This window comes from Micrococcus sp. Mcc28 (assembly GCF_024519775.1).
GTDB lineage: Bacteria > Actinomycetota > Actinomycetes > Actinomycetales > Micrococcaceae > Micrococcus > Micrococcus luteus.
The window spans coordinates 47,072-69,803 of record NZ_JALJRH010000003.1 but is presented as its reverse complement, the minus strand read 5'-3'; the positions used below and the strand labels follow the sequence as shown (position 1 = coordinate 69,803).

The window sequence follows — 22,732 nt, the reverse complement described above, 5'->3', positions numbered from 1 at the left end:
GCCTCGTCACCTCCTGGGGGTCGCGGGGGCCCGGTCCGGGCCCCCGTCCGGCAGCGGCGCGCCGCGCTCAGCCGTGGAAGAAGTGGCGCGCCCCGGTCAGGTACAGGCTCACGCCGGCGGCCTCGGCCGCGGCCACGACCTCCTCGTCCCGGACGGAGCCGCCCGGCTGGACGACGGCCTTCACGCCGGCGTCGATGAGGATCTGCAGCCCGTCCGCGAACGGGAAGAACGCGTCCGAGGCGGCCACGGACCCGCGGGCCCGCTCGGGGGCGCCCTCCCCGGAGACGTTCTCCGCGCCGCCGGCGCTGCTCACGTCCTGCCCGCCGGTCTGCGCGGCGCCCAGGGTGTTGGCGCGCTCGACGGCCAGGCGGCAGGAGTCGAGGCGGTTGACCTGGCCCATGCCCACGCCGACCGTGGCGCCGTCATGGGCCAGCAGCACGGCGTTGGACTTGGCCGCGCGCACGGCGCGCCACGCGAAGGCCAGGTCGGCCAGGACGGCCTCGTCGGCGGCCGGGCCGGCGGCGAGGGTCCAGGTGGCCGGGTCGTCGCCGTCCGCGTCCACCGCGTCCGCGATCTGCAGCAGCATGCCGCCCGAGACCTGCTTGGCCTCCACCGCATCCCGCAGGAAGCCCTCGGGCAGGCTCAGCAGACGCAGGTTCTTCTTGGCGGAGAGGATCTCCAGGGCCTCGGGCTCGAACGCCGGGGCCACGACGACCTCCGTGAACACGTCCTTCACCTGGGCGGCCATGGCGGCGGTGACCGGGCGGTTGGCCGCGATCACGCCGCCGAACGCGGAGACCGGGTCGCACGCGTGGGCCTTGGCGTGCGCCTGCGCGATGTCCGTGCCCTCATCCGTGACGGCCAGGCCGCACGGGTTGGCGTGCTTGACGATCGCCACGGCCGGGACCGGGTGGTCGAAGGCGGCGCGCACCGCGGCGTCGGCGTCCACGTAGTTGTTGTAGCTCATCGGCTTGCCGTGCAGCAGCTCGGCCTGCGCGATGCCGGGGGCCGCCGAGGAGTCCAGGTACAGCGCCGCGGGCTGGTGCGGGTTCTCGCCGTAGCGCAGGATCTGCGCGCGCTCGAGGGAGAAGCCGGCGTAGGGCGGGAACACGGGGATCTCGTCCGCGTCCGTGTCCTCGCCGAAGTGGGCGGCGGTCCAGGCGGCCACGGCGTTGTCGTACCCGGCGGTGTGGGCGAAGGCCAGGGCGGCCAGGCGCCGGCGGGCGCGCAGGTCGAAGCCGCCGGACTGCGCGGCCTGGACCACCTCGCCGTAGCGGGCCGGGTCCACCACGATCGCCACGGACGCGTGGTTCTTCGCGGCCGCGCGCACCATGGACGGCCCGCCGATGTCGATCTGCTCGACGACGGCGTCCTCCGCGGCGCCCGAGTTCACGGTGTCCACGAACGGGTAGAGGTTCACGACGACGAGGTCGAACGGCTCCACCTCGAGCTCGCGCAGCTGGGTCACGTGGTCCTCGCGACGACGGTCGGCCAGAATGCCCGCGTGCACGCGCGGGTGCAGCGTCTTCACGCGGCCGTCCAGGCACTCCTGGAACCCGGTGACCTCGGCGACCTCGGTGACGGGCACACCGGCGGCGGCGATGCGCTGGGCGGTGGAGCCGGTCGAGACGATCTGCACGCCCGCGGCGTGGAGCCCGGTGGCGAGCTCCTCGAGGCCGGTCTTGTCGTACACGGAGATCAGGGCCCGCTTCAGGGGCACCGTGTCCAGGACGGTGGTGGTGGGCTGGGCAGAGGTCACGAGGGGGCGCTCCTTCGAGGGGGTCCGGGTGTCCTCCAGCATAGGCCGGGCCGCATAATGGCCCAGGCGTCCGCGTGACGGACCGCCCCCCACTCCACCCGACGAACGGGAGCCGACCATGTCCTCCGCCACCCCGCCCCGCCCCAGCGCCGACGGCGCGCACCCCGGGCCCGCGCCCGACGTCGTCGCCCCCGACGCCGCCCTGCCCACCGGTGAGGCGGTCGTCCAGGAGCTGCCGTGGCGCTGGTCCGTCCAGGGCCGCATCTTCCTGATCGGCGGCCTGGGCTTCATGTTCGACGCGTGGGACGTCACGCTCAACGGCGTGATGATCCCGCTGCTGCGCGAGGAGTGGGCCCTGGACAAGGCCGACGCCGCGTGGATCGGCACCGCCAACCTCATCGGCATGGCCGTGGGCGCGTTCCTGTGGGGCACCATCGCGGACCGCATCGGCCGCAAGGCGGCGTTCGCGTGGACGCTGGCGATCTTCTCCGTGTTCACGATCGCGGGCGCGCTGACCGACTCCCTGCTGTGGTTCGCGCTGTTCCGGTTCGTGGCCGGCATGGGCCTGGGCGGCACGATCCCCGTGGACTACGCGCTCGTGGGCGAGTTCACCCCGCGCCGGCTGCGCGGTCGCGTCCTGGCCGCGATGGACGGCTGGTGGCCCGTCGGCGCCGCGCTGTGCGGCCTCGTCTCCGCCTGGCTCGTGGGCACGTGGGGCGACTGGCGCCTGCCCCTGCTGGCCATGGTCCTGCCGGCCCTGCTCGTGTTCGTCGTGCGCCTGGGCATCCCCGAGTCCCCGCTGTTCCTGATGAGCCGGGGCCGCGAGGCACAGGCCCGCGCCGTCATCGACCGCATGGTGGCGGCCACCGGCGCGCCCCGCCGGCCCTACACGATGCCCCCGGCCGAGCCGGCCCGCTCCGGCGGCGTCGGCGCGCAGCTCGCCGCGGTCTGGCGGTTCTCCCCGCGAATCACCGCGGTCGCCTGGGCCCTGTTCGTGGCCATCATGCTCGTCTACTACATCGCGCTGCAGTGGCTGCCGTCGTTCCTCATCGACGCCGGCTACGCGGAGGGCCGCGCCTTCATCATGACCTCCGGCATGGCCGCGGCCGGCCTGCTCGGCGTGGTCGTGGCCACCGTGTTGATCGAGGTCACCGGCCGCCGCTGGCTGCTGGCCGTCAGCGCCGTCGTCGCGAGCGCCCTGACCGTCTGGCTGGCGAGCGTGCTGGACGTGCCCGCCGCGGTGCTGCCGCTCGTGCTGGCGTTCGGCTTCGTGGTGCAGGTCGCGATCCCGGTGCTCTACACGTACGTCTCCGAGCTGTACCCGACGACGCTGCGCGCCTCCGGCTTCGGCTGGGCGTCGGCGGCCTCGCGGGTGGGCGCGGGCCTGGGCCCGCTGCTCTTCGTGGGCACGCTGGTCCCCGCCCTCGGGCTGCCGGCGGCGTTCGCCGTCACCGGCGGGCTCGTGGTCCTGGCCTGCGCGGCGATGCTGGCGCTGGCCCCGGAGACCCGCGGCCGCGCCCTCGAGGTCAGCGCCGACTGAGCTCGCCGAGCACGCGCAGCAGCAGGGCCCGCTCCTGGACCTTGATGCGCTCGTGCAGCTCGGCCTCGGTGTCCGTGTCCAGCACGGGCACCGCGGCCTGCGCGAGGATCGGGCCGGTGTCCACGCCCGCGTCCACCACGTGCACGGTGCAGCCGGTGACCTTCACCCCGTGCGCCAGCGCGTCCCGGACGCCGTGGGCCCCCGGGAAGGAGGGCAGCAGGGCGGGGTGGGTGTTGAGGATGCGGCCGTCGAACCGCTCGAGCAGCGGGGCGCCCAGGATCCGCATGAATCCGGAGCACACCACCCAGTCCGGCGCGTAGGCGGCGACGGCGTCCGCGAGCGCCTCGTCCCACGCGCGCCGGTCCGCGTGGTCCTTCGGGGACACCACGAACGTCTCGATCCCGTGGGCGCGGGCACGCTCCAGGCCGCCGGCGTCGGCGACGTCGGCGCCCACCGCGGCGATCTCCATGTCCAGGGCGCCGGAGGCGACGGCGTCGAGGACGGCCTGCAGGTTGGTGCCGGAACCGGAGACGAGGGCAACGATGCGCATGCGCCCATCGTAGGGTGAGGGGGTGTCCGCCCCCGTTCCCTCCTCCCCGCCCCGCCCGCCGCAGGGCGCCCCGGACCCCGGCCGCGTCCGCACCGGTCGTGCCCTGCTGTGGCAGTCCGTGGCGCTGCTGGGGATGGTGCTCTCCTTCTCCCTCGTGCTGCCGTGGAAGCTGATCGCCCTCGCGCTGGGGCTGGTCGCCCTCGTGCTCGGCGTGCGCGTGTGGGTCACGAGCCGCGGCGCCGAGCGCTCGGGGCTGCCCCGCGCGGTGGCGTCCGCCGGCATGGCGATGGCGCTGATGGGCATGACGACGGCGGCGCTGCCGCTGCTCGCGTGGGACGCGACGGTCCAGCTCGAGCAGTGCGGCGCCTCCGCGCTCACCGTGCGGGCGCAGCAGGCGTGCGCGGACGAGTTCACCCGTCAGGTGGAGGAGCGCACGGGGGTGCCCCAGCTGCGGCCCTGAGCCGCGGGCGTCAGTCCCGCGCCCGGCGCGGGGACGGCCGGTCGCGCAGGCCCGAGGCGCGGTCGCCGGACCGCGGCACCGACGTCGTCCCGTCCCGGTGCCCGGTCACGGCCAGGGCCGTGAGGTAGCCGGCCGCGCAGCCCAGCGCGACCCACCCGGCGACGGCGGCGCACACCGCCCAGACGTGGGAGCCGATGTCCGTCAGCGCGCCGAGCCCGAGCGTCCCGGAGGTGAGGGCCAGCGGCACGAGCAGCAGCAGCCCCGTGAGCAGTCCGGTGAGCACGGCCAGGGCCAGCGTGGACAGTGTCAAGGACACCGCGCGGCTGCCGTGGCGGGTGTGCAGCCAGTCGTCGAGGTGGTTCTCCCCCTCCCGCAGCAGCCACACGCCGGCCACGGCGCCGGCGCCGATCGGCACGGCCAGCAGGAGCAGCTGCCACGGCGACCACGTCCCGGGCAGCGCACCCAGCGCCGGGAGGGCGGGCGCGGTGGCCGGCGTCGCGCCGAACACGGAGTAGAGGCTGTCCGCGCCCACGGAGAACCCCGGGCCCGCCGTCCACGCGATCGACCACGCGGTGAACGTGGGCAGCCAGCCGATCTGCAGCAGCGCCAGGAGCAGGCCGCCCAGCGGACCGCCCCCGATCGCCTCGGCCACGGTGACGACGGCGGTCCACTCGACGGCCAGCCGCCCCGCCACGAGCAGCGCGTTCAGGCCCGTCAGGGCGAGCACGGCGAGGACCGCGGCGCGCACCACGGACCAGGCGTACGAACCGGCCCAGCGTTCGTACTGCGAGCGCCGCGAGATCCGCTCCGTGAGGTCCAGGCCGATCAGGTGCGCCCAGGTGCCGGCCTCGCGCCGCGCCCCCGCGAGGGCGGCGACGCCGAAGAGCAGGGCGGGCAGCAGCGCCGCCGGGGCGGGGTGGGCCGTCAGCTCGTCCGTGCCGGGCAGGAACGCGACGGCCAGCCCCACCAGGGCGTAGGCCCCCACCGCGCCCACGAAGGCCTGCCACGCCTGGTCCCGGTAGGACGCGCGGGCCAGGCGCCGGCCGGCCCGCCAGGACAGCGCGAGCGGGAGCAGGGTCAGGCCCCACGGCACGAGCCACGCCGTGCCGGTGATGAGGTGGTCCGGCGCGGTGGGCATGGCCGTGGTCACGGTGACGGGCACCGCGTGCAGGGCCAGCCACAGGACGCCGCCCACCTGGACGGCGCCTTCGATGGTCGGCCGCTCGAACCCGCCGGTGGCCCACACCGCGAGGGTGGGGACCATGACCGCGAGCAGGCTGATCATCGCCGTGACGAGCGCCTCGACCACCCCCTGCAGCCACAGCGGCAGGGGGACGGGGCGCAGCAGACGGGGCGCAGCGGGGCGGGAACTCACCCGTCCATGGTGCCACCCGACTCCGGGCGGCGCCTGGACGGGGGCGGGCCGCGCGGGCCGGTGCGACGACCGTCACGCGCCCCGAGAGTTCACCGCGGGGTCACCGGGCCGTCGTCGGCGGGTGTCCCGGCCGTGGTCCGGGGTCCTTAGCGTCGGCCACGTGCGTGTCGTCGTGGTCGCCGAATCGTTCCTGCCCCACATGAACGGGGTCACCAACTCCATCCTCCAGGTGCTGCGGCACCTGCGGGAACGGGGCGACGAGGCGATGGTGGTCGCCCCGGCCGCCTCGTGGTCCGCCGGGTGGACCCAACGCGCGGGCGCCGGTGAGGCCCCCCGCGAGGTCGAGGGCTTCCCCGTGCGCACCCTGCCCTCCGTGCCCCTGACCGGGTACACCTCCGTGCGGGTGGCCGCCGGCACGGTGGGCCGGCTGCGCGGCATGCTCGCCGACTTCGCCCCGGACGTGGTGCACATCGCCTCCCCCTTCGTGCTGGGCTGGCGCGCGGTGCAGGCGGCCGAGGAGCTCGGCATCCCCTCCGTGGCCGTCTACCAGACCGAGGTCCCCGGCTACGCGGCCCGGTACGGCGCCCCGTGGCTGGAGGACGTCCTGTGGAGCCACGTGGCGCGCCTGCACAACATGGCCACGCTGACGCTCGCGCCGTCGTCGTTCACCGTCCGGCAGCTGCACCGCCAGGGGGTGCGACGCGTGCACCTGTGGGGCCGCGGCGTCGACTCCCGCCGATTCCATCCCGCCAAGCGGGACGAGGCGCTGCGCGCCGAGCTCGCCCCGAACGGCGAGAAGCTCGTGGGCTTCGTGGGGCGGCTGGCGCACGAGAAGCAGGTCGGGGACCTGCGGGTGCTCTCGGACCTGCCGGGCACCCGCCTCGTGGTCATCGGCTCCGGGCCGCTGCGCGAACAGCTCGAGCGGGAGCTGCCCGGCGCGCACTTCGCCGGCTTCCAGGGGGGCGAGGACCTCGCGCGCCACGTGGCCAGCCTGGACCTGTTCGTGCACCCCGGCGAGTCCGACACCTTCGGCCAGACGCTGCAGGAGGCGATGGCCTCGGGCGTGCCCGTCGTCGCCGTCGGCCGCGGCGGCCCCCTCGACATCGTGGACGCCTCCCGCACCGGCTGGCTCTACCCGCCCGGCGAGCTGGACGAGCTGCGCCGCCACGTCGCGGACCTCGTGTACGACGACGTCAAGCGGGCCGCGTTCGCCGACGCGGCGTGGGCGTCGGTGCAGGGCCGGACCTGGCCGGTGCTGTGCGAGCAGCTCGTGGGCTACTACGAGAAGGCGATCGCGGTGCAGGAGCGCCGCCGCGTGGAGCTGGCCCGCCGGCTGCTGACGGCGCCGTCGCTGCTGGCCGCGCGCGTGTTCGGCTGAACCCCGGGCCGGACGCCGGGCGGGCGCCCGGCGGTCCGGGTCTCGCGTCCGGAGCCGTGGCTAGGGTGGCGGGCATGGACGCCACCCCGCACCCCCGACCCGCCGAGCCCGGCCCCCTGCCCGATCCCGCCGCGCTCCGCCGCCTCGCCGGCAAGGACGTGCACCCCGTCGGCCTCGGGTGCATGAACATCGTGCACGGCTACTCCGGATTCCTCGACGACGACGCCGCCGTCGACCTGCTCACCCGCGTGCTGGAGGACGGCACCGACCACCTGGACACCGCCACCCTCTACGGCGGCGGCCGCAGCGAGGAGCTCGTGGGGCGCGCGCTCGCCCGGGCGGGGTCGGACGTCCGCGAGCGCGTGCTGCTCGCCTCCAAGGGCGGGCTCGTGCGGGACGGGCAGCGGCGGATCGACGGCCGCCCGGAGACGCTGCGCGCGCACGTGGACGCCTCCCTGAGCCGGCTCGGCCAGGACCGGATCGACCTGTACTACCTGCACCGGCTGGACCCGGAGGTCCCCGTCGAGGAGTCCGTGGGGGCGCTCGCAGAGGCCGTCACGGAGGGCAAGATCGGGGCGATCGGCCTGTCCGAGGTCTCGGCCGTCACCCTGACCCGGGCCGTGGCCGTCCACCCGATCGCGGCCGTGCAGTCCGAGTACTCCCTCGCCACCCGCAACCCCGAGTGGGGCGTGCTCGAGGCGTGCCGCCGCCATGGGACCGCCTTCGTGGCCTTCTCCCCCGTCAGCCGCGGCCTGCTCACGGACGCGCCGCCGCGGCTGGGCGGGCTGGACGCGGGAGATCTGCGGCACCGGCTGCCCCGCTTCGCCGAGGGCCACTACGAGGCCAACCTGACGCTGCGCGAGGCGCTCTCGGCCGAGGCCGTCCGGCTCGGGACGAGCACGGCGGGGCTCGCCGTCGCCTGGGTCCTGGCCCAGGGCAAGGACGTCCTGGCGATCCCGGGCACCACCTCGTGGGAGCACTGGCTCGAGGACCGGGGCGCGCACGAGGTGCGGCTGACCCCGGCCGACGTCGCCCGGCTGGACGACCTCGTCAACGACGCGACCGTGGCGGGCCCGCGCTACAGCGAGAGCCAGCAGGCCAGCATCGACACCGAGGCGGCGCCGCCGCGCTGAGCCGAACGCGGGGCCCGGGGTGGCCCGCGTCTCATTTCGGCAACAGAGCGCACTCCCTGTCAGGATGGGCGTCAGGCACCGCGGCCTCCTCCGACCGCGGCGCGCCACGGCGGGGGCACCGCGGGGCGTCTCTACCCCGACGTCCGAGGAGGACACCATGAATGAGTCTCTGGAGACCCTGCGCGACGAAGTGTTCGCGCGCAACCCCGGCGAGGCCGAGTTCCACCAGGCGGTGTCCGAGGTGTTCGAGGCGCTGGGGCCGGTGGTGCAGCGCCACCCCCAGTACGTCGAGGCCGGGGTCATGCACCGCCTCTGCGAGCCGGAGCGCCAGATCATCTTCCGCGTCCCGTGGATCGACGACGCCGGCGTCGTGCAGGTCAACCGCGGGTTCCGCGTGGAGTTCAACTCGGCGCTCGGCCCGTACAAGGGCGGGCTGCGCTTCCACCCCTCCGTGTACCTCGGGATCGTCAAGTTCCTGGGCTTCGAGCAGATCTTCAAGAACTCGCTCACCGGCATGCCGATCGGCGGCGGCAAGGGCGGCTCGGACTTCGACCCCGCCGGCAAGTCCGACCGCGAGATCATGCGGTTCTGCCAGTCCTTCATGACGGAGCTGCATCGCCACATCGGTGAGCACACGGACGTGCCGGCCGGTGACATCGGCGTGGGCGCCCGCGAGATCGGCTACATGTTCGGCCAGTACAAGCGACTGACCAACCGCTTCGAGGCCGGCGCCCTCACCGGCAAGGGCCTGACGTGGGGCGGCTCGCTGGTCCGCACCGAGGCCACCGGCTACGGCGCCGTGATGTTCGTCGACTCCATGCTGCGCACGCGCGGCGAATCCATGGACGGTCAGCAGGTGCTGATCTCCGGCTCCGGCAACGTGGCCATCTACGCCGCGGAGAAGGCCGCCGCGCTCGGGGCCACCGTGCTCACCGCGTCCGACTCCTCGGGCTACATCGTGGACCCGGACGGCCTCGACCTGGACCTGCTCAAGCAGATCAAGGAGGTCGAGCGTGCCCGCATCTCCGAGTACGCCGAGCGCCGCGGCGGGCGGTCCCGCTACGTGACCGGCGGCAGCGTCTGGGACGTCGAGGGCACCGTGGCCCTGCCGTGTGCCACCCAGAACGAGCTCGATGAGTCCGCCGCGCGGACCCTGCTGAAGAACGGGGTGAAGGCCGTGGCCGAGGGCGCGAACATGCCCTGCACCGAGGCGGCCGCCCACCTGTTCGTCGACTCCGGGACGCTGTTCGGCCCGGGCAAGGCCGCCAACGCGGGCGGCGTGGCGACGTCGGCGCTGGAGATGCAGCAGAACGCCTCGCGGGACTCGTGGAGCTTCGACTACACCCACGACCGGCTCGAGCAGATCATGCGCGACATCCACGACCGCTGCGTGGAGACCGCCGAGGAGTACGGCACGCCCGGCAACTACGTGGCGGGGGCGAACATCGCCGGGTTCATCAAGGTCGCCGACGCGATGATCGCCCAGGGCGTGGTCTGAGGCCCGGCCCTGTCCCTTCCGTGATCCTCCGCCGCCCTGCGACATCACCGCCGTTCTGACGCGCGGTGATGTCGCAGGGCGGCGGTCGCTCAAGGGCGCCCGGCTCCTGCACAGGCCCCCCGACGTCGGGTGCCCTCCACCGCCGGCGCGGCCGACCCGTCGCGCCCCCGACGGGCCCACGAGACTGGGCCGCATGACCCTGCTCTCCGACCACTCGCGTGCGCTGCTCCCGGGACGCGGGCCCCTGCTCAGCGCGGCGGACCCTCACGACGGGGCGGCGCGGCGCCGTCTCGAACGCGCCTGGACCCGCGGGGTCCTCGTGCGGCTCTGCCCGCGCGTCTACATCAGCGTCAGCGACTGGGCCGCGCTGCGTCCGTGGGACAGGGCGGTCGTGTCCGCCGTCGCCCTCTCGATCGCCCGCCCCGCGACGGTGTTCACGGGCCTGACCGCGGCCCGGTTGCACGGTCTGGGGCCGGCCGTCGAGCCGCCCGTGCTCGAGCTGCGCGCCCCCTCGCCCGGGCATCACGGCGCCGGTCCGCTGACCCGCCGTCCCTTCGCCCCCTCCGTGGTGGCCCACGATCGCCGGCTTCCCGTCCCGCCGCGCCTCAGCCGGTCGAGGCCGTCCTGTCGGACGGGCAGAGCCTGGGAACCGTCCTGGCGGATCCGCTGCCCACGGTGCTGCTGGTGCTGGGGGCGGCCACCCCGTTCCGCGACGCCGTGGCCCCGCTGGACGCGCTCGTCCGAGCCCGGCCCGAGGAGGCCGCACGCTGGGCGAGGCAGGCGGAGAGCCGACTCAAATCCGCGGCCGCCCTCCGCCGATTCGAGCGGGCCTGGCACTTCGCGGACGCGCGGGCGGAATCCGCCGGCGAGTCCTACAGCCGGGCCAGCATCCACGAGCTCGGCTTCGTCCCGCCCACGGCGCTGCAGCATCGCCACCGGGATGCGAACGGACGCGAGGTGGCCCGCACGGACTTCTGGTGGGAGCAGGTGCGGGTGTACGGGGAGTTCGACGGGCTGGGCAAGTACGACCTGTCGTTCTTCGACGGTGACGACACGGCCCGCCGCGCCAGCATCCGCCGGGAGAAGGAACGGGAGGTGGCCCTGCAGCTGGTCACCCGGGCGGGCGCGCATTGGACGTGGGGAGACCTCCTGCGGCCGGACCGGCTGGCGCGGATCCTCACCGCCGCGGGCGTCCCCCGCTCGGTCTGATCCACGGCCGTCCCACGGGCCCGGTCCCGACCTCCGCGAGCCCGAGCGTTCGACCTCCGCTCTGCGACATCACAGCCGTGCTGCACGGCGGTGATGTCGCTGGGCGGCTGCCGGGCAGTCAGCAGCCCACATCAGCCTGCCTCAGCCGGCCAGCGCCGCCCGCTGCTCGGGGCTGATGCGCACGGGGCGGCCCGTCTGCCCGTCGACGAACACCATGACGGACGTCGCGGTGGCGCAGAGGGTGTCGTCGACGCCGTCGTGCAGGGCGTAGCCCACGTGCACCGAGGCGGCCTTCACGGCGTCCACGCTCACCACCACGCGCAGCGGCACGGGGCGGTAGGGCATCTGGGCCCGGTACTTCACAGTGTGCTCGGAGATGAACGTCCGCACACCGGGGGCCACCCCCTCGAGGAGGTCGATCGGCGGGGCCTGCCCGCCACCGGCGCCGGTGTTCGCGGGCACGCCGAAGGCCGCCACGCGGGCCTCCTCCAGCAGCTGCACCACGGCGATGTTGTTCACGTGGCCGTAGGCGTCCATGTCCGCCCAGCGCAGCGGGATGCGGACCTCGACGGAGCGCGAGGCGGTCATCGGGCGGCCTCCTCGTCCGCGGGCCGGCCGTCGCGCTGCCCCGGGGCGTCGAGGGTCGCCGGCGCCTCGTCGTCACCGAGGATGTCCTCGCGCCAGGCCTCGGGCTGCACGTCCACGAACTCGACGGGCAGGATGCCCAGGTCCTCGAGCTGATTGGACAGCGTGGCCCCGTCCGGGCCGTAGCACCACGGGATGCCCGGGGTGGAATGGCGGGTGTCCTCCGCCCGGCCGCCCGCGAGCAGCGCCTGCGAGGGGGTCAGCTGCCGGATGACGATCGCCTTGACCCGGTCGGGGTGGCGCTGCGCGAACTCGGCGTAGATCTCGGGGTCGTGCTGGCCGTCGTCGCCCACCAGGATCCACTGGATGTCCGGGAACTGCTCGGCGAGGCGCTCGAGCTGGACCCTCTTGTGCTCCTGACCGGAACGGAACCAGCGGTCCCTCGTGGGCCCCCAGCTGGTCAGCAGCAGAGCGCCGAGCGGGTAGAGGTTGCGGCCCAGGAAGCGGGTGAGGGTCTGCGCCACGTTCCACGCGCCCGTGGACAGGTACAGCACGGGGGCCTTCGGCTCGAGCTCGGCGATCCGGCGCAGCAGCACGGCGATCCCCGGAGTGGGCGTGCGGGCGTGCTCGTCGATCACGAACGAGTTCCAGGCCGCCAGCAGGGGGCGGGGCAGCGAGGTGACCACCACGGTGTCGTCGATGTCCGAGACCAGGCCGATCCGCGCGCCCGGCTCGCAGATGTACAGGTCCATGACGGCGTGCTCCTCTTGGCCGCCGACGTGGAGGGTGGCGGTCTGCCAGCCGGGCTCCAGCTCGACGTCCAGCACGACGTCGACGACGCCCATCCGGTCCGTGCGCACCGTGGTGCGCAGGTCCCCCACCTGCACCTCCACCTCGGCGTAGGCCATGGGCGGGGCCACGAAGTTGCGCCAGCCGCGCACGCCGTCCGCCACCACCTTCGACAGCCGACGGCCGTTCATGAACTCCTCGTCGGAGGCGATCACCACACGGGAGAGGATCCGCACCCAGCTGGTGCTGCCGTAGCCCGTGAACGCCATGACCGTCGGCACGTTGCCGGCACGCAGCGCGCGGGCGCGGTGCCAACGGTTCCACCCCTCCTGCAGGTGCGTGGCGACGTTCTCCACGGGAGTGGGGTCACCGGAAGGGGCCAGGCGGCCGCGCCGGGGCGCGGGCGTGGGGGCGTCGGAGGCTGCGGGCATGCGCCCAGTATTCCGCACCGTGCGCTCTCAGCGGATCTCGGGGACCAGCGCGGTCAGGCGGTCCAGCATGCGGCCGACCTTGCCGTTCTCGATCGCGGCGGCCACGTGCCCGTCCGCGAACCGCTCGCCGCGCACCAGGTAGGTGAACAGCGTGCCGAGGTCGGCCAGGGACGCCTCGGCGATGCCGGCCTCGCTCACCCGGTCCACGTTCCGCAGGTAATCGACGTCGATGCCGGCCAGCTCCTGCGCGGCCACGAGGCCGGGGAACACGCGGTCGTCGTAGTCCGGGTAGACGCCGCCGAGGGTGCCGGGCGCGGGGGCGCCGTACGAGGCGATGGGCCGGGCCTCGGTGCCGTAGCCGGCGGCGAGCAGCTCGCGCAGCGCACGCACGGCGGCCACGCGCTGGGGCGTGGGGGTCTGCGGGCCGGTGAGGGTGGCGTCGTCGTCGGGGGTCGGGAGGGGGTGCTCGGTCATGGCGGCTCCTCTGCTCGGTAGGTCGGCCCCATTGTCTCGCGTGCGGTCTGGAGTGTCCGGACCCCCGCCTAGGTGTAGGAGGGCATGACGTTGTCGACTCGGGTCGGTGCCAGTGAGGCCGGAGGAGCGTCTCCGCAGGAGGTATGAGGCCGATGGTAGTTGTAGTGGTTCACCCACACCTGCAGGGCCTCACGCCGAGCTTGCTCTGAGGAGTACGGGCGGGCGTAGAGGACCTCATCGACCATCAGCCGGTTGTACCGTTCGACCTTCCCGTTATGGCGCGGGGTGTAGGGGCGGATCCGGTGGTGCCGGCCCCCGAGCGAGACCACCTTCGCGGTGAAGTCCACGGCCCGGTAGTTGTTCCCGTTGTCCGTGACCACCCGGTCCACGGTGATGCCGTGGGCGGCGAAGAACGCCCGCGCCCGGCAGTAGAAGCTCACGGTCGTGGCCGCCCGCTCATCCTCCAGCGCCTCCGTGTACGCCAGGCGGGTGAACCCGTCGATCGCCGAGTGCAGATAGGTGTAGCCGACCCGCTGGCCAGACCCGCGCTTGGAAGCACGCCCCGCCTCACTGTCTCTTCCGTGGGCGCGCCAGCCTCCCCCTTCAGGGATGCGTCCGATCTTCTTCACGTCCAGGTGCACCATGTGCCCTGGCCCCCTCGCGGTGATCCTCCGGGCCGGCTGCCGGCGGAGGTCTTCTCCGGCTGGGGTCAGGTCCCGTAGGCGGGAGATCCCGGCCCGGTGCAGCCATCGCCCCACGGTGCGAAGACACACCTGGTGGCCCTCGCCGACCAGATGGTGATGGATGCGCCGGGCGGACCACTTCTCGGCCCGGCGCAGGGCCTCCAGCTCGGCCACGATCGCGGGGTCGAGCCGGGCAGGTGAGCGATGGGGCCGGCTCGAGCGGTCTTGCAGTCCTGCCTCGCCTTCGGCACGGTAGCGGGCGACCCAGGTGGCCACCGTGGGCCGACTGACGCGGAACTCCGTGGCCACGTGGGACTGCGGGATCCCGTCGTTCAGGTGGCGGTGGACCATGCGCAGCCGGCCGGTGGGGGTCAGAGGTGCGTTAGCGTGAGTCACGAGCGGGCTTCCTTCCGCGGATGAGTGGATGTCGCAATTCCCATCCTGCGGGGCGGAGCCCGCTCGTCTCATCTCAGCCCGTGCCTCGTGTCAAGAACCTCATGACCCACAACACCTAGGCTCGGGGCATGAGCCCCGCCCTGCCCTGCCCCGCCGAGCTGCGCGCGATCGCTCTCGACGCCGCCCGCGCGGTCGCCGACGACCTCGCCGCCGCCTTCCGCTCCCCCACCGCCACCGGACCCGAGGCCAAGACCACGCACCACGACCTGGTCACGGTCCACGACCGACGCACCGAGGCCCGGCTCGTCGCCGCGCTCACGACGGCGGTCCCCGGCTCCGGTGTGCTCGGCGAGGAGCTCGGGGCGCGGGCCGGCACCGGCGAGGCCGCCCGACTGACCTGGATCGTCGACCCCATCGACGGCACCTCCAACTTCGCGCACGGCTTCGCGATGTTCTCGGTGTCCCTGGCCGCCGAGGTCGACGGCGAGGTGGTGGCCGGCGTCGTGCTGGACCCCGTGGGCGGGCTGGCGTTCTCCGCCGACGGGGACGGCGCCTACCTCACCCGCGGCGACGGGCCGGAGCGTCCGCTGGCCGAGGTCGGCCGGCCGGCGCCGGCCGGCGGCGAGCGCGCCCAGAACCTCGTGACCTCCTATCCGGCGGGCGAGGCGATCGCGCGCGAGGGCGAGGAGGCGCTGCGCCGCTTCGGACGTCTCGTGACCGCCCACGCGACCGTGCGCCGCACCGTCTCCGGCGCCCTCGAGCTCGCCTTCACGGCGGCGGGCTGCGCCGACGCCGCGCTGTACGTGGACACCAAGCCCTGGGACGTCGCGGCGGGGCAGCTGATCCTGCGCCGCGCCGGGGGCAGGTGGCTCACGCCGGACCCGGCCGCGCCGTCGTCGGGCCGGCTCGTCGACGACGGCCCGCGCGCCCACACGTGCCCGTTCGCGCTCGCCGTCGCCCCGGGCCGCGAGGCGCCGACGACGGCGGCGGTGCTGGGCGACATCGTCGCCTCGCGGGCGACCGACCATGTCTAGAATGGGAGTGAACCCGATCTCAGCGCCGCGCCCGACGGCGCCCGTCCCGGCACGCCAGGAGGCCCCGATGACCCCGCAGCACCACGACACCGCCGACGCCCCGTCGATGCAGCGCCCCGATCCCGTCGCGGAGCCCGGGGACCACCTGATGTTCGAGCACCCGGACGGGGAGGCCGTCCTGGTGCTGGACGAGGACCAGGTCTGGCGACTGCTGGGCCGCGTGCGCCACGCGCGCCTCGGGCTGGCCGTGGACGGGCGGCCGGACATCGTGCCGGTGAACGTGCGGGCCCACGACGGCGCCATCTACTTCCGCACCGCGCCCGGCTCGAAGCTCGCCGAGCTCACGGTGAATCCGCGCGTCGTGGTGCAGGCCGACGGGATCCTGGCCGACCAGGCCTGGTCCGTGCTCGTGCACGGCACCGCGCGCCGCCTGGACACGGAGGCGGAGATCGCGGAGGCCGAATCCCTCGGCATCGAGCCGTGGGTGCCGACGCTCAAGGACTTCTACGTCCGCGTGGACGTCCAGCGCGTGTCCGGCCGCCACTTCGTCTTCGGTCCGCACCCCGAGCGCAACGAGTCCCAGACCGACTGAGCCGGTGACCGGGCCGGGAAGGCTCAGGGGCGCGCCGGGGGCTGCCCGCCCTCGCCGCCCGCCGGGGGCTGGCCACCGCCGGGCCCGCCCATCCCGCCCTGCTCCTCCTCGGTGGTGGTGTCGATCGGGACGTCGATGGTGATGGCGAAGCCCCTCTCCACGGAGCCCGTGATCTGCGGCAGCTGCGTCTCGTAGCCGTCCGAGAAGACGTTGTCCGTCTCGAGGCTGACCTTGGCGAAGTTCGCCGTCGACCCGTCGTAGGCCGAGGTGGCGTAGACCTGCGAGGACTGCTCCTCGGGCATGGCGATCTGGGAGGTGAGGACGTTGTTCGTCGCGTCCGTGATGGACGCCTTGTCCGGGAACACCTCGAAGTGCAGGTGGGGCCACCGGCCGGCGTAGCAGCCGGGCCACACCGTGGTGAAGGTGACCGTGCCGTCGTCGCCCACCACCTGGACGCCGCGCAGGTAGGTCTCCTCCGTGATGCCGTCCGAGTACATCGAGTAGCGGCCCTGCGCGTCGGCGTGCCAGAGGTACACGGCGGCGCCGGTCATGGCGGCGTCGCCGTGGGCCATGTCGATCACGTTCATCGTCACCGTCAGCGGGACGCCCTCGGCGACGGTGCCCGTGTCGATGCTCGTGGTCAGGTCGGAACGTTCGATGCCGGACGCGTCGAGCACGTCCGGGCCGTTGGAGCCGCCGCCCGGGTACGGGCCTGCGTTCTCGGTGACCATCTCGGTCAGGGTGGCGGACGGCGAGGCGCTCGCCGCCGACGAGGAGGAGGCCGCGGGTGACGAGGAGCCGGCGCTCGCCGACGTCGAGCCGGAGGAGGACGAGGCGCCCTCCTGGACACCGCACGCGGCGAGGACGAGGGCTCCCGCCCCCGCGCCGAAGATGCCCAGCGCGTTGCGGCGGGAGACGAGCGTGCCGACGTCGAAGGCGGCGCCCTGGTCCTCGACGTCCTCGGCCGGGCGGTGGAAGGCCCGGCCCTCGAAGGTGGGCGTGACGGCGGGGGCCTCGCCTCCCTCGGAGACCTGGGGGAAGGGACGGCGGGAGCGGATCGAGAGCCAGGGGGCCATGGAGTTCCTCTCGTGGGGCGCCCGCCGGGTGGCGGACCGCGTCGAGAGGCCAGCATGGCAACGGATGCCGGACGTTTTCGTGAGATCGGCGGGATGGTTCCAGGACATCTCCTGGGCGGTTTCTGACACGGGCGGGACCGCCGGCGCCTCGGTCGACGCCTCAACTACCTGCCGGTCCAGCTCCGTTGCTGAAACATGCACCTGGAAAGGTGGCGCACACTCTCAGGGTCGAGTCAGCGATTCCGGCGCCGGGCCGCCTCAGACCTCCGGGGCCTCCCCCAGGTGGCTCGGCGCCCACATCGCCAGGCGGGTCTGCACCACGACGACGTTCGGCCCGTCCGCCTGGAACGAGCGCTCGAGCGCGCCGCGCACGTCCCCCACTCCCACCGTCTCGGCGGGCACGCCGAAGGAGGCGGCGAGGGCCTGGAAGTCCGGCCGGTCGAGCTCGGTGGCCGTGGCCTTGCCGAACGCGCCCTCCATGTACTCGCGCAGGATGCCGTACCCGCCGTCGTCGATGATCAGCCACGTCACCGCCGCGCCGTGCTGTCTGGCGGCCGCGAGCTCGGCGAGGGAGTACATCGCCGAGCCGTCGCCGGCGACGGCGAGCACGCGCCCGTCGATCCCGGTGCGTCCCTGGTGGGCCAGGCCCACCGCGCCGCCGAACGCGGCCGGGAACCCGTAGCCGAGCCCCCCGGCGCCCTGGGCAGAGTGGAACTCGCCGTCCTGCGCGTCCCAGCAGTTCCACGCCCAGTAGGCGGCGATGGTCATGTCCCAGTACGTCTGCATGGTCGACGGGACGGCGGCCCGGATGTCCGCCAGGAGCCGGCGCTCCACGCCGAGGTCCTGGGCGTCTAGCCGGGCGCCGATGCGCGCGTTGACGTCGGCGACCACCTCGGCCGGGGTGCGGCCGTGCCAGACGGCGGCGTCCTGCGCCACCGAGCCCGACTCGCGCAGCGCCGCGGCGAGGGCCTCGAGCGCCTGGCCGGCGTCGGCGCGCACACCCAGCGTGGGGTGGTTGGTCTCCAGCACCCGCGGCTCCGCGTCCACCTGGATGAGACGGCCGCGCGGCTCGAGCGTGAAGTAGTTCGAGGTGACCTCGCCGAGGGAGGAGCCCACCACCAGCAGCACCTCCGCGTCCTCGAGCAGATCCGTGACGAGGCGGTCCTCCACCCAGCCGCCGAGGCTGAGCGGGTGCCCCCACGGGAAGGCGGTGTTGCCGCCCGGCGAGCACACCACGGGTGCCTGGAGCAGCTCCGCGACCTCCCGCAGGCTCGCCATCGCGGCCCGGCCGGAGCGGCGCACGCCGCCGCCGGCCACGATCGCCACCCGCCCGGCCCCGCGCAGCCAGCGCACGGACTCGGCCACGAGCTCCGCGCGCGGTGGGTGGTCGTAGGGCACGGCCAGGGCGTCCTCGACCGGGGGCACCATGACCTCGCCGAGCAGCACGTCCTGCGGGATCTCGACCCACACCGGCCCCTGCGGCACGGTGACGGCCTCGGCCCACGCGTCCTGGATGGCGGACGGGATGCCCGAGGCGTGGTGCACCGTGAACTGGGCCTTGGTGACGTTGCGGGCCGAGGCCTTCTGGTCGTCCAGCTGGTGCAGCATGCCCTTGCGCCGGGCGCCGAGCCCGGACAGCGGGATCTGCGAGGCGATCACGAGCATCGGCACACCGGTCGCGTAGGCCTCCTGCAGGCCGGCCAGCGAGGTGAGGGCGCCCGGGCCGGTGGACAGGAACAGGACGCCGACCTCGCCGGTGGCCCGGGCGTACCCGTCCGCGGCGAAGGCGGCGTTGTTCTCCACGCGGTTCGAGACGAACTCCAGCGGGGAGCGGGACAGGGCGTCGAAGAGGCCGAGGGCGTGCTGGCCCGGGATGCCGAAGACCGTCCGTGCACCCAGGGCGTGGAGCGTCTCGACGGCGAGGTCGCCGCCGTTGCGCCGCGGGGCCGCCGCCGTCGTCGTCTGCTCGTCCGTCATCGGCCCGGCTCCTCACCGGCGGCCGCGCGGGTGGCGCGGCGGTCGGCCATCAGGGAGATGAGGTCGTACGCCACGTGGGAGGCGGCGACGCCGGTCAGCTCGGCGTGGTCGTAGGCCGGGGCCACCTCCACCAGGTCCGCGCCCACGATGTCCAGCCCGCGCAGGCCGCGGAGGATCTCGAGCAGCTCGCGGCTCGTGATGCCGCCGGCCTCGGGGGTGCCGGTGCCCGGCGCGTGCGCGGGGTCGAGGACGTCGATGTCCACCGAGATGTAGAGCGGCCGACCCCCGATGCGCTCGCGCAGCTGGTCCACGATCTCGTCCACGCCCTGACGGAACACGTCCGAGGAGGTGACGATGCCGAAGCCCATGCGGTGGTCGTCGTCGAGGTCCTTCTTGCCGTAGAGCGGACCGCGCGTGCCCACATGCGAGATGGCCTCGGTGTCCAGGATCCCCTCCTCCACGGCGCGGCGGAACGGCGTGCCGTGGGTGTACTCGGCGCCGAAGTAGGTGTCCCACGTGTCCAGGTGGGCGTCGAAGTGCAGCAGGGCCACGGGCTCACCCGCCCGGGCGGAGGCGGCGCGCAGCAGCGGCAGCGCGATGGTGTGGTCGCCGCCGATGGTCATGAGCGAGGAGCCGTCCTCGGTGAGGTCCATCGCGTCCTGCTGGATCGCCTCGATGGCCTCGCCGATGGTGAACGGGTTCACCGCCATGTCCCCGGCGTCCACCACCTGGGCCTGCGCGAAGGGCGAGGTGTCCGTGGCGGGGTTGTACGGGCGCAGCAGCCGCGAGGACTGCCGCACGTGGCCGGACCCGAAGCGTGCACCGGGGCGGTAGGAGACACCGGCGTCGAACGGGACGCCGACCACCTTGATCTCCGGGGCGACGCCGGCCGCGGCCGCCTCGTCCAGGCGCGGCAGCAGCGCGTAGGTGGGGGCGCCGCCGTAGCGGGGCACGAGGGCGGAGTTCACGGGGCCGAGGCGGCCGTTGTCCTCGACGCGGGGGATCTCGAGCATCTGGGATGTCCTCTCGGGGCGGTTCGGTTCGATTCGGTTCGGTCTGGTCTGTCCGGTGCGGGCGTGCCGCACGGGGTCACGCGTGGCCCACGAGGGTCCACAGCACGACGGCGGGGCGGTCGTCCGGATTGGCCCACGAGTGAGGCTCGCGGCCGGGGAGGGTGACGGTGTCCCCCTCCTCCAACAGGTGCACGGCCTCGGTGGTCCGCAGTTCGAGGCGGCCGGTGGCCACGTGCACCGCCTCCACGCGGCAGTCCACGGTGTACAGCTCCGCCTCCCCGCGGCCGTGCGGCGCGATGTCGGCGCGCAGGATCTGCAGGTCGCGACTGCCGCGCGGGGTGATCAGGCGCTCGCGGATGCCCTCGCCGCCGAGGCTGATCGCGGGGGCGTCGGCGAGGCGCACGACCGTCACCTCGGGCGCGTCCAGGACGTCGCCCGGGCTCGCGCCGAGCACCTGGCACAGGGTCACGAGCGTGCTCACGGACGGGCTCGTCAGGTCCCGCTCGAGGCGGGAGAGGAAGCCCTTGCTGACGCCGGCCGCCTCGGCCAGCTGGGCCACGGTGAGCCGCCGCGCCTCGCGCAGCGCGCGCAGCCGGCGGCCGATCAGCGCCTGGCCCGGGGTGGTCTCGAGCGGGAGGGCCTTCATCGCGTTCCTCCCGACGTCGGCCAGGCGAGGACGCGGGCCGGGGCGCCGTCGCCGCCGGCCAGGGGCAGCGGATGCACCTCGAGCCGGAGGCGGGCGGACCAGTCGGCGCGCGGCGCCGCCCCTGCGGGGCGGAGCGCGTCCAGCCCCACGAGGTTCTCGACGATGATCCCGTCGCCGCCGAGGAAGGCCGCGTGGGCAGGAAGGTCGGGCTCACCGGCGAGCCCGGTGGGATCGGGACTGAGCATGTCCACCCCCAACAGACGGATGCCACGATCCCACAGCATGGCCGCGGCCTCTCCTGTGAGGAAGGGATGACGCGCGCGGAGGAGGCCGTCGCGCCAGTGTCGATCCCAGCCCGTGGCCAGCAGGAGTCGGGCGGGCGTCTGCGCATCCGTGCCGGGCAGGAGGGGGGCCAGGCGCGCGGCGGAGATCGGCTCCCCGGGGGCGAGCCCGGCCAGACCGAGGACGAGGGTGTCCCCGCACAGCTCGTCCCAGGTCAGCCCCTCGACGGTGCGGCCGCCCGGCACGGTGTGGCACGGGGCGTCCACGTGGGTGCCGGCATGCGAGCCGATCTCGAGGGCCATGACCGCGACCCCGTCCTGGGCGACGGTGAGGGCGGGACGGATACGCACACCTGGATCGCCCGGGTACACGGGCATGCGGTCCTCCAGGGGGCGCGAGAGGAGCAGGGGGGCAACGGAGTCAGACGCCACGGCGTCCCTCGATCGACGCGCCGGCCTCCGGGCGGGCCTCCGGCCGATGACGCGGCCAGGCGAGCAGGGCGTAGAGCAGGGCGCTCAGGAGGAACACCGGGACGGTGACACCGACGGGACTGGGCCACACGTCCGTGAGCAGCCACGACGTCGCGGCACCGACGACCCACACGGCCACTGCTCGCCCGTGGACACCCCCGCGGAACCAGGCGCGCGGGCCACGGGCCACGAGCACGTCCAGGGTGGTGCGGCGGCCCTGGAGCACGTAGTCCACGAGGATCACGGCGAACACCGGCACGAAGAAGGCGCCGATCAGCGCAAGGAAATCTGTGAAGCGGGTGAGCAGGTCGAACCACATCGCACCGATGACGCTCACCGCGCCGAGCACCAGGGCGACAGGCACGAACGGAAGGGGCCGGCTCAGCGAGGCGTGGGTGACCGACGTCGCCATCCCGTAGACCACCATCGTGTTCGTGGCCATGACCGAGAGGAACATCACCACGGCCAGCGGCCAGCCGAAGGCCGCGACGAGGGTCGCCGGGTCGAAGGGGGTGGCCGCGGCGTCGCCCAGGAGCACGTGTGCGAAGGCCGTGAGGCCCAGGCTCATCGCGATGACGGTGGACAGGGTGTAGCCGATGCCAGAGCCCAGCGCGGCCGCTCGCGGGGTGCTCGCGTTCCGGGTGATGTCGGCGGAGAGGACGGTCCACGAGATGGCCGTGGCGAAGACGAGATCGAAGGCGAGGGCGGGAGTCAGCTCGACTGCGGGGTCCACCGGGATCGACGCCAGCTCGGCCGGGCCGTGGGCACGGAAGGCGGTGACGAAGATCCCGCCCATCACGGCGAGCATCACGAGGGCGAGCCAGGGTTCGATCCGCGCGATGCCCTCGTGCCCGAGGATCGCCAGGGCCACGACGACGAGCTGGCACAGGACCGCGAAGAGCATCGGCGAGGAGAATCCGGTGGCCGCGGACACCAGGGCGTCCACCGCGAGGCCGGCCAGCATGGCCTGCACCCAGGACCACCCCATCAGGACCACCACGTTGAACGTCACCGGCAACAGAGATCCGCGGTGGCCGAAGGCCGCACGGGTCAGCGCCATGGTGGGCAGACCGGTGCGGGCGCCGATGACCCCGACCCCCACCAGGACGAGGGCGCCGAGGACGGTGCCGAGCACGATGCTTGTCAAGGCGGTGGCATAGGAGACCCCGGGCTGGAAGAGGGTCCCCGTCAGAAGCGTGGTGACCACGAGGTTGGCGGCCAGCCAGATCAGGAGCATGCGGAGCGTGCTCACGGTGCCGCGGGGCGGTGTCTGGACGACATGCTCGGACACACGCGCTCCTCTCGTTCGACCCGGAGCCTGCGCCCCGTCGCCCTGGACGACATGTTGCCTGCGATGCAACATGTGTTTACCGTAGACCCAG

21 protein-coding genes are annotated in these 22,732 nt (G+C 74.1%); 8 read left to right on the top strand and 13 right to left on the bottom strand.

All coding sequences use genetic code 11. The annotated features are described in order from the left end of the window. Nucleotides 1-67: 67 nt before the first annotated feature. Nucleotides 68-1,759: a bifunctional phosphoribosylaminoimidazolecarboxamide formyltransferase/IMP cyclohydrolase gene (gene purH, locus NR073_RS02210; RefSeq protein WP_256748568.1), complete on the bottom strand. Its 1,692-nt coding sequence runs from the start codon at nucleotides 1,757-1,759 to the stop codon at nucleotides 68-70. Nucleotides 1,760-1,877: 118 nt separating this feature from the next. Between purH and NR073_RS02205 the strand changes: the two genes are divergently transcribed. Then, nucleotides 1,878-3,299, top strand: a complete 1,422-nt coding sequence (locus NR073_RS02205; RefSeq protein WP_044659005.1) for an MFS transporter — start codon at nucleotides 1,878-1,880, stop codon at nucleotides 3,297-3,299. Here the strand turns inward: NR073_RS02205 and purN are convergent. After that, complete coding sequence (purN, locus tag NR073_RS02200; RefSeq protein ID WP_078025794.1) at nucleotides 3,286-3,849, bottom strand: phosphoribosylglycinamide formyltransferase; 564 nt, start codon at nucleotides 3,847-3,849, stop codon at nucleotides 3,286-3,288. The genes NR073_RS02205 and purN overlap by 14 nt on opposite strands. A gap of 22 nt (nucleotides 3,850-3,871) precedes the next feature. Between purN and NR073_RS02195 the strand changes: the two genes are divergently transcribed. Next, nucleotides 3,872-4,309, top strand: coding sequence for a hypothetical protein (locus tag NR073_RS02195; RefSeq protein WP_070709856.1), 438 nt, complete (start codon nucleotides 3,872-3,874; stop codon nucleotides 4,307-4,309). Between the two features lie 10 nt (nucleotides 4,310-4,319). On the opposite strand, the gene NR073_RS02190 is transcribed toward NR073_RS02195, so the two are convergent. Further along, entirely contained in the window at nucleotides 4,320-5,684 is a 1,365-nt protein-coding gene (locus NR073_RS02190) for a DUF6350 family protein (protein ID WP_245231978.1), read from the bottom strand. Nucleotides 5,685-5,844: 160 nt separating this feature from the next. Here NR073_RS02190 and NR073_RS02185 point away from each other — a divergent pair, with 160 nt between their 5' ends. From NR073_RS02185 to NR073_RS02170, 4 genes are all read left to right on the top strand, one after another. Continuing rightward, a complete protein-coding gene (locus NR073_RS02185) occupies nucleotides 5,845-7,062 on the top strand; it encodes a glycosyltransferase family 1 protein (RefSeq protein ID WP_061866968.1) in 1,218 nt (405 codons plus the stop codon). A 74-nt stretch (nucleotides 7,063-7,136) separates the two neighbouring features. Continuing rightward, nucleotides 7,137-8,195, top strand: a complete 1,059-nt coding sequence (locus tag NR073_RS02180; RefSeq protein WP_256748567.1) for an aldo/keto reductase — start codon at nucleotides 7,137-7,139, stop codon at nucleotides 8,193-8,195. A 157-nt stretch (nucleotides 8,196-8,352) separates the two neighbouring features. Beyond that, complete coding sequence (gdhA, locus tag NR073_RS02175; RefSeq protein ID WP_020621604.1) at nucleotides 8,353-9,693, top strand: NADP-specific glutamate dehydrogenase; 1,341 nt, start codon at nucleotides 8,353-8,355, stop codon at nucleotides 9,691-9,693. Between the two features lie 675 nt (nucleotides 9,694-10,368). Then, entirely contained in the window at nucleotides 10,369-10,902 is a 534-nt protein-coding gene (locus tag NR073_RS02170) for a hypothetical protein (protein WP_228070727.1), read from the top strand. Between the two features lie 141 nt (nucleotides 10,903-11,043). On the opposite strand, the gene NR073_RS02165 is transcribed toward NR073_RS02170, so the two are convergent. From NR073_RS02165 to NR073_RS02150, 4 genes are all read right to left on the bottom strand, one after another. Further along, nucleotides 11,044-11,490, bottom strand: coding sequence for a thioesterase family protein (locus NR073_RS02165; RefSeq protein WP_002853740.1), 447 nt, complete (start codon nucleotides 11,488-11,490; stop codon nucleotides 11,044-11,046). Further along, a complete protein-coding gene (locus NR073_RS02160; protein ID WP_061866956.1) occupies nucleotides 11,487-12,707 on the bottom strand; it encodes an App1 family protein in 1,221 nt (406 codons plus the stop codon). The genes NR073_RS02165 and NR073_RS02160 overlap by 4 nt, the downstream gene beginning before the upstream one ends. A 27-nt stretch (nucleotides 12,708-12,734) precedes the next feature. Beyond that, nucleotides 12,735-13,181 (bottom strand): DUF6508 domain-containing protein, encoded by a 447-nt coding sequence (locus tag NR073_RS02155; protein ID WP_020621601.1) that lies wholly within the window; start codon nucleotides 13,179-13,181, stop codon nucleotides 12,735-12,737. Nucleotides 13,182-13,249: 68 nt separating this feature from the next. Then, nucleotides 13,250-14,260, bottom strand: a complete 1,011-nt coding sequence (locus NR073_RS02150) for an IS481 family transposase (RefSeq protein WP_256748566.1) — start codon at nucleotides 14,258-14,260, stop codon at nucleotides 13,250-13,252. Nucleotides 14,261-14,388: 128 nt separating this feature from the next. On the opposite strand from NR073_RS02150, the gene NR073_RS02145 reads away from it, so the two are divergent. After that, nucleotides 14,389-15,294 carry an inositol monophosphatase gene (locus NR073_RS02145; protein ID WP_135019868.1) on the top strand — a complete coding sequence of 302 codons (906 nt, stop codon included), beginning with the start codon at nucleotides 14,389-14,391 and terminating at the stop codon, nucleotides 15,292-15,294. A gap of 67 nt (nucleotides 15,295-15,361) precedes the next feature. Beyond that, a complete protein-coding gene (locus tag NR073_RS02140; RefSeq protein ID WP_135019869.1) occupies nucleotides 15,362-15,886 on the top strand; it encodes a pyridoxamine 5'-phosphate oxidase family protein in 525 nt (174 codons plus the stop codon). Between the two features lie 23 nt (nucleotides 15,887-15,909). Here NR073_RS02140 and NR073_RS02135 read toward each other — a convergent pair whose 3' ends face one another. The 6 genes from NR073_RS02135 to NR073_RS02110 form a co-directional block, all read right to left on the bottom strand. Beyond that, a complete protein-coding gene (locus NR073_RS02135) occupies nucleotides 15,910-16,962 on the bottom strand; it encodes a 3,4-dioxygenase subunit beta (protein ID WP_256748565.1) in 1,053 nt (350 codons plus the stop codon). 258 nt (nucleotides 16,963-17,220) lie between these two features. Continuing rightward, on the bottom strand, nucleotides 17,221-18,939 hold the full coding sequence (locus NR073_RS02130) for a thiamine pyrophosphate-binding protein (RefSeq protein WP_256748564.1): 1,719 nt from the start codon (nucleotides 18,937-18,939) through the stop codon (nucleotides 17,221-17,223). Then, the gene (gene speB / locus NR073_RS02125) at nucleotides 18,936-19,952 is read right to left on the bottom strand and encodes an agmatinase (protein ID WP_061866960.1); all 1,017 of its coding nucleotides are present in this window, start codon (nucleotides 19,950-19,952) and stop codon (nucleotides 18,936-18,938) included. The genes NR073_RS02130 and speB overlap by 4 nt, the downstream gene beginning before the upstream one ends. A 76-nt stretch (nucleotides 19,953-20,028) precedes the next feature. Continuing rightward, nucleotides 20,029-20,598: an XRE family transcriptional regulator gene (locus tag NR073_RS02120; RefSeq protein WP_061866961.1), complete on the bottom strand. Its 570-nt coding sequence runs from the start codon at nucleotides 20,596-20,598 to the stop codon at nucleotides 20,029-20,031. Then, nucleotides 20,595-21,311, bottom strand: coding sequence for a cyclase family protein (locus NR073_RS02115; protein WP_256748563.1), 717 nt, complete (start codon nucleotides 21,309-21,311; stop codon nucleotides 20,595-20,597). The genes NR073_RS02120 and NR073_RS02115 overlap by 4 nt, the downstream gene beginning before the upstream one ends. After that, the gene (locus tag NR073_RS02110) at nucleotides 21,301-22,641 is read right to left on the bottom strand and encodes a cytosine permease (protein WP_060973602.1); all 1,341 of its coding nucleotides are present in this window, start codon (nucleotides 22,639-22,641) and stop codon (nucleotides 21,301-21,303) included. The genes NR073_RS02115 and NR073_RS02110 overlap by 11 nt, the downstream gene beginning before the upstream one ends. Nucleotides 22,642-22,732 lie beyond the last annotated feature (91 nt).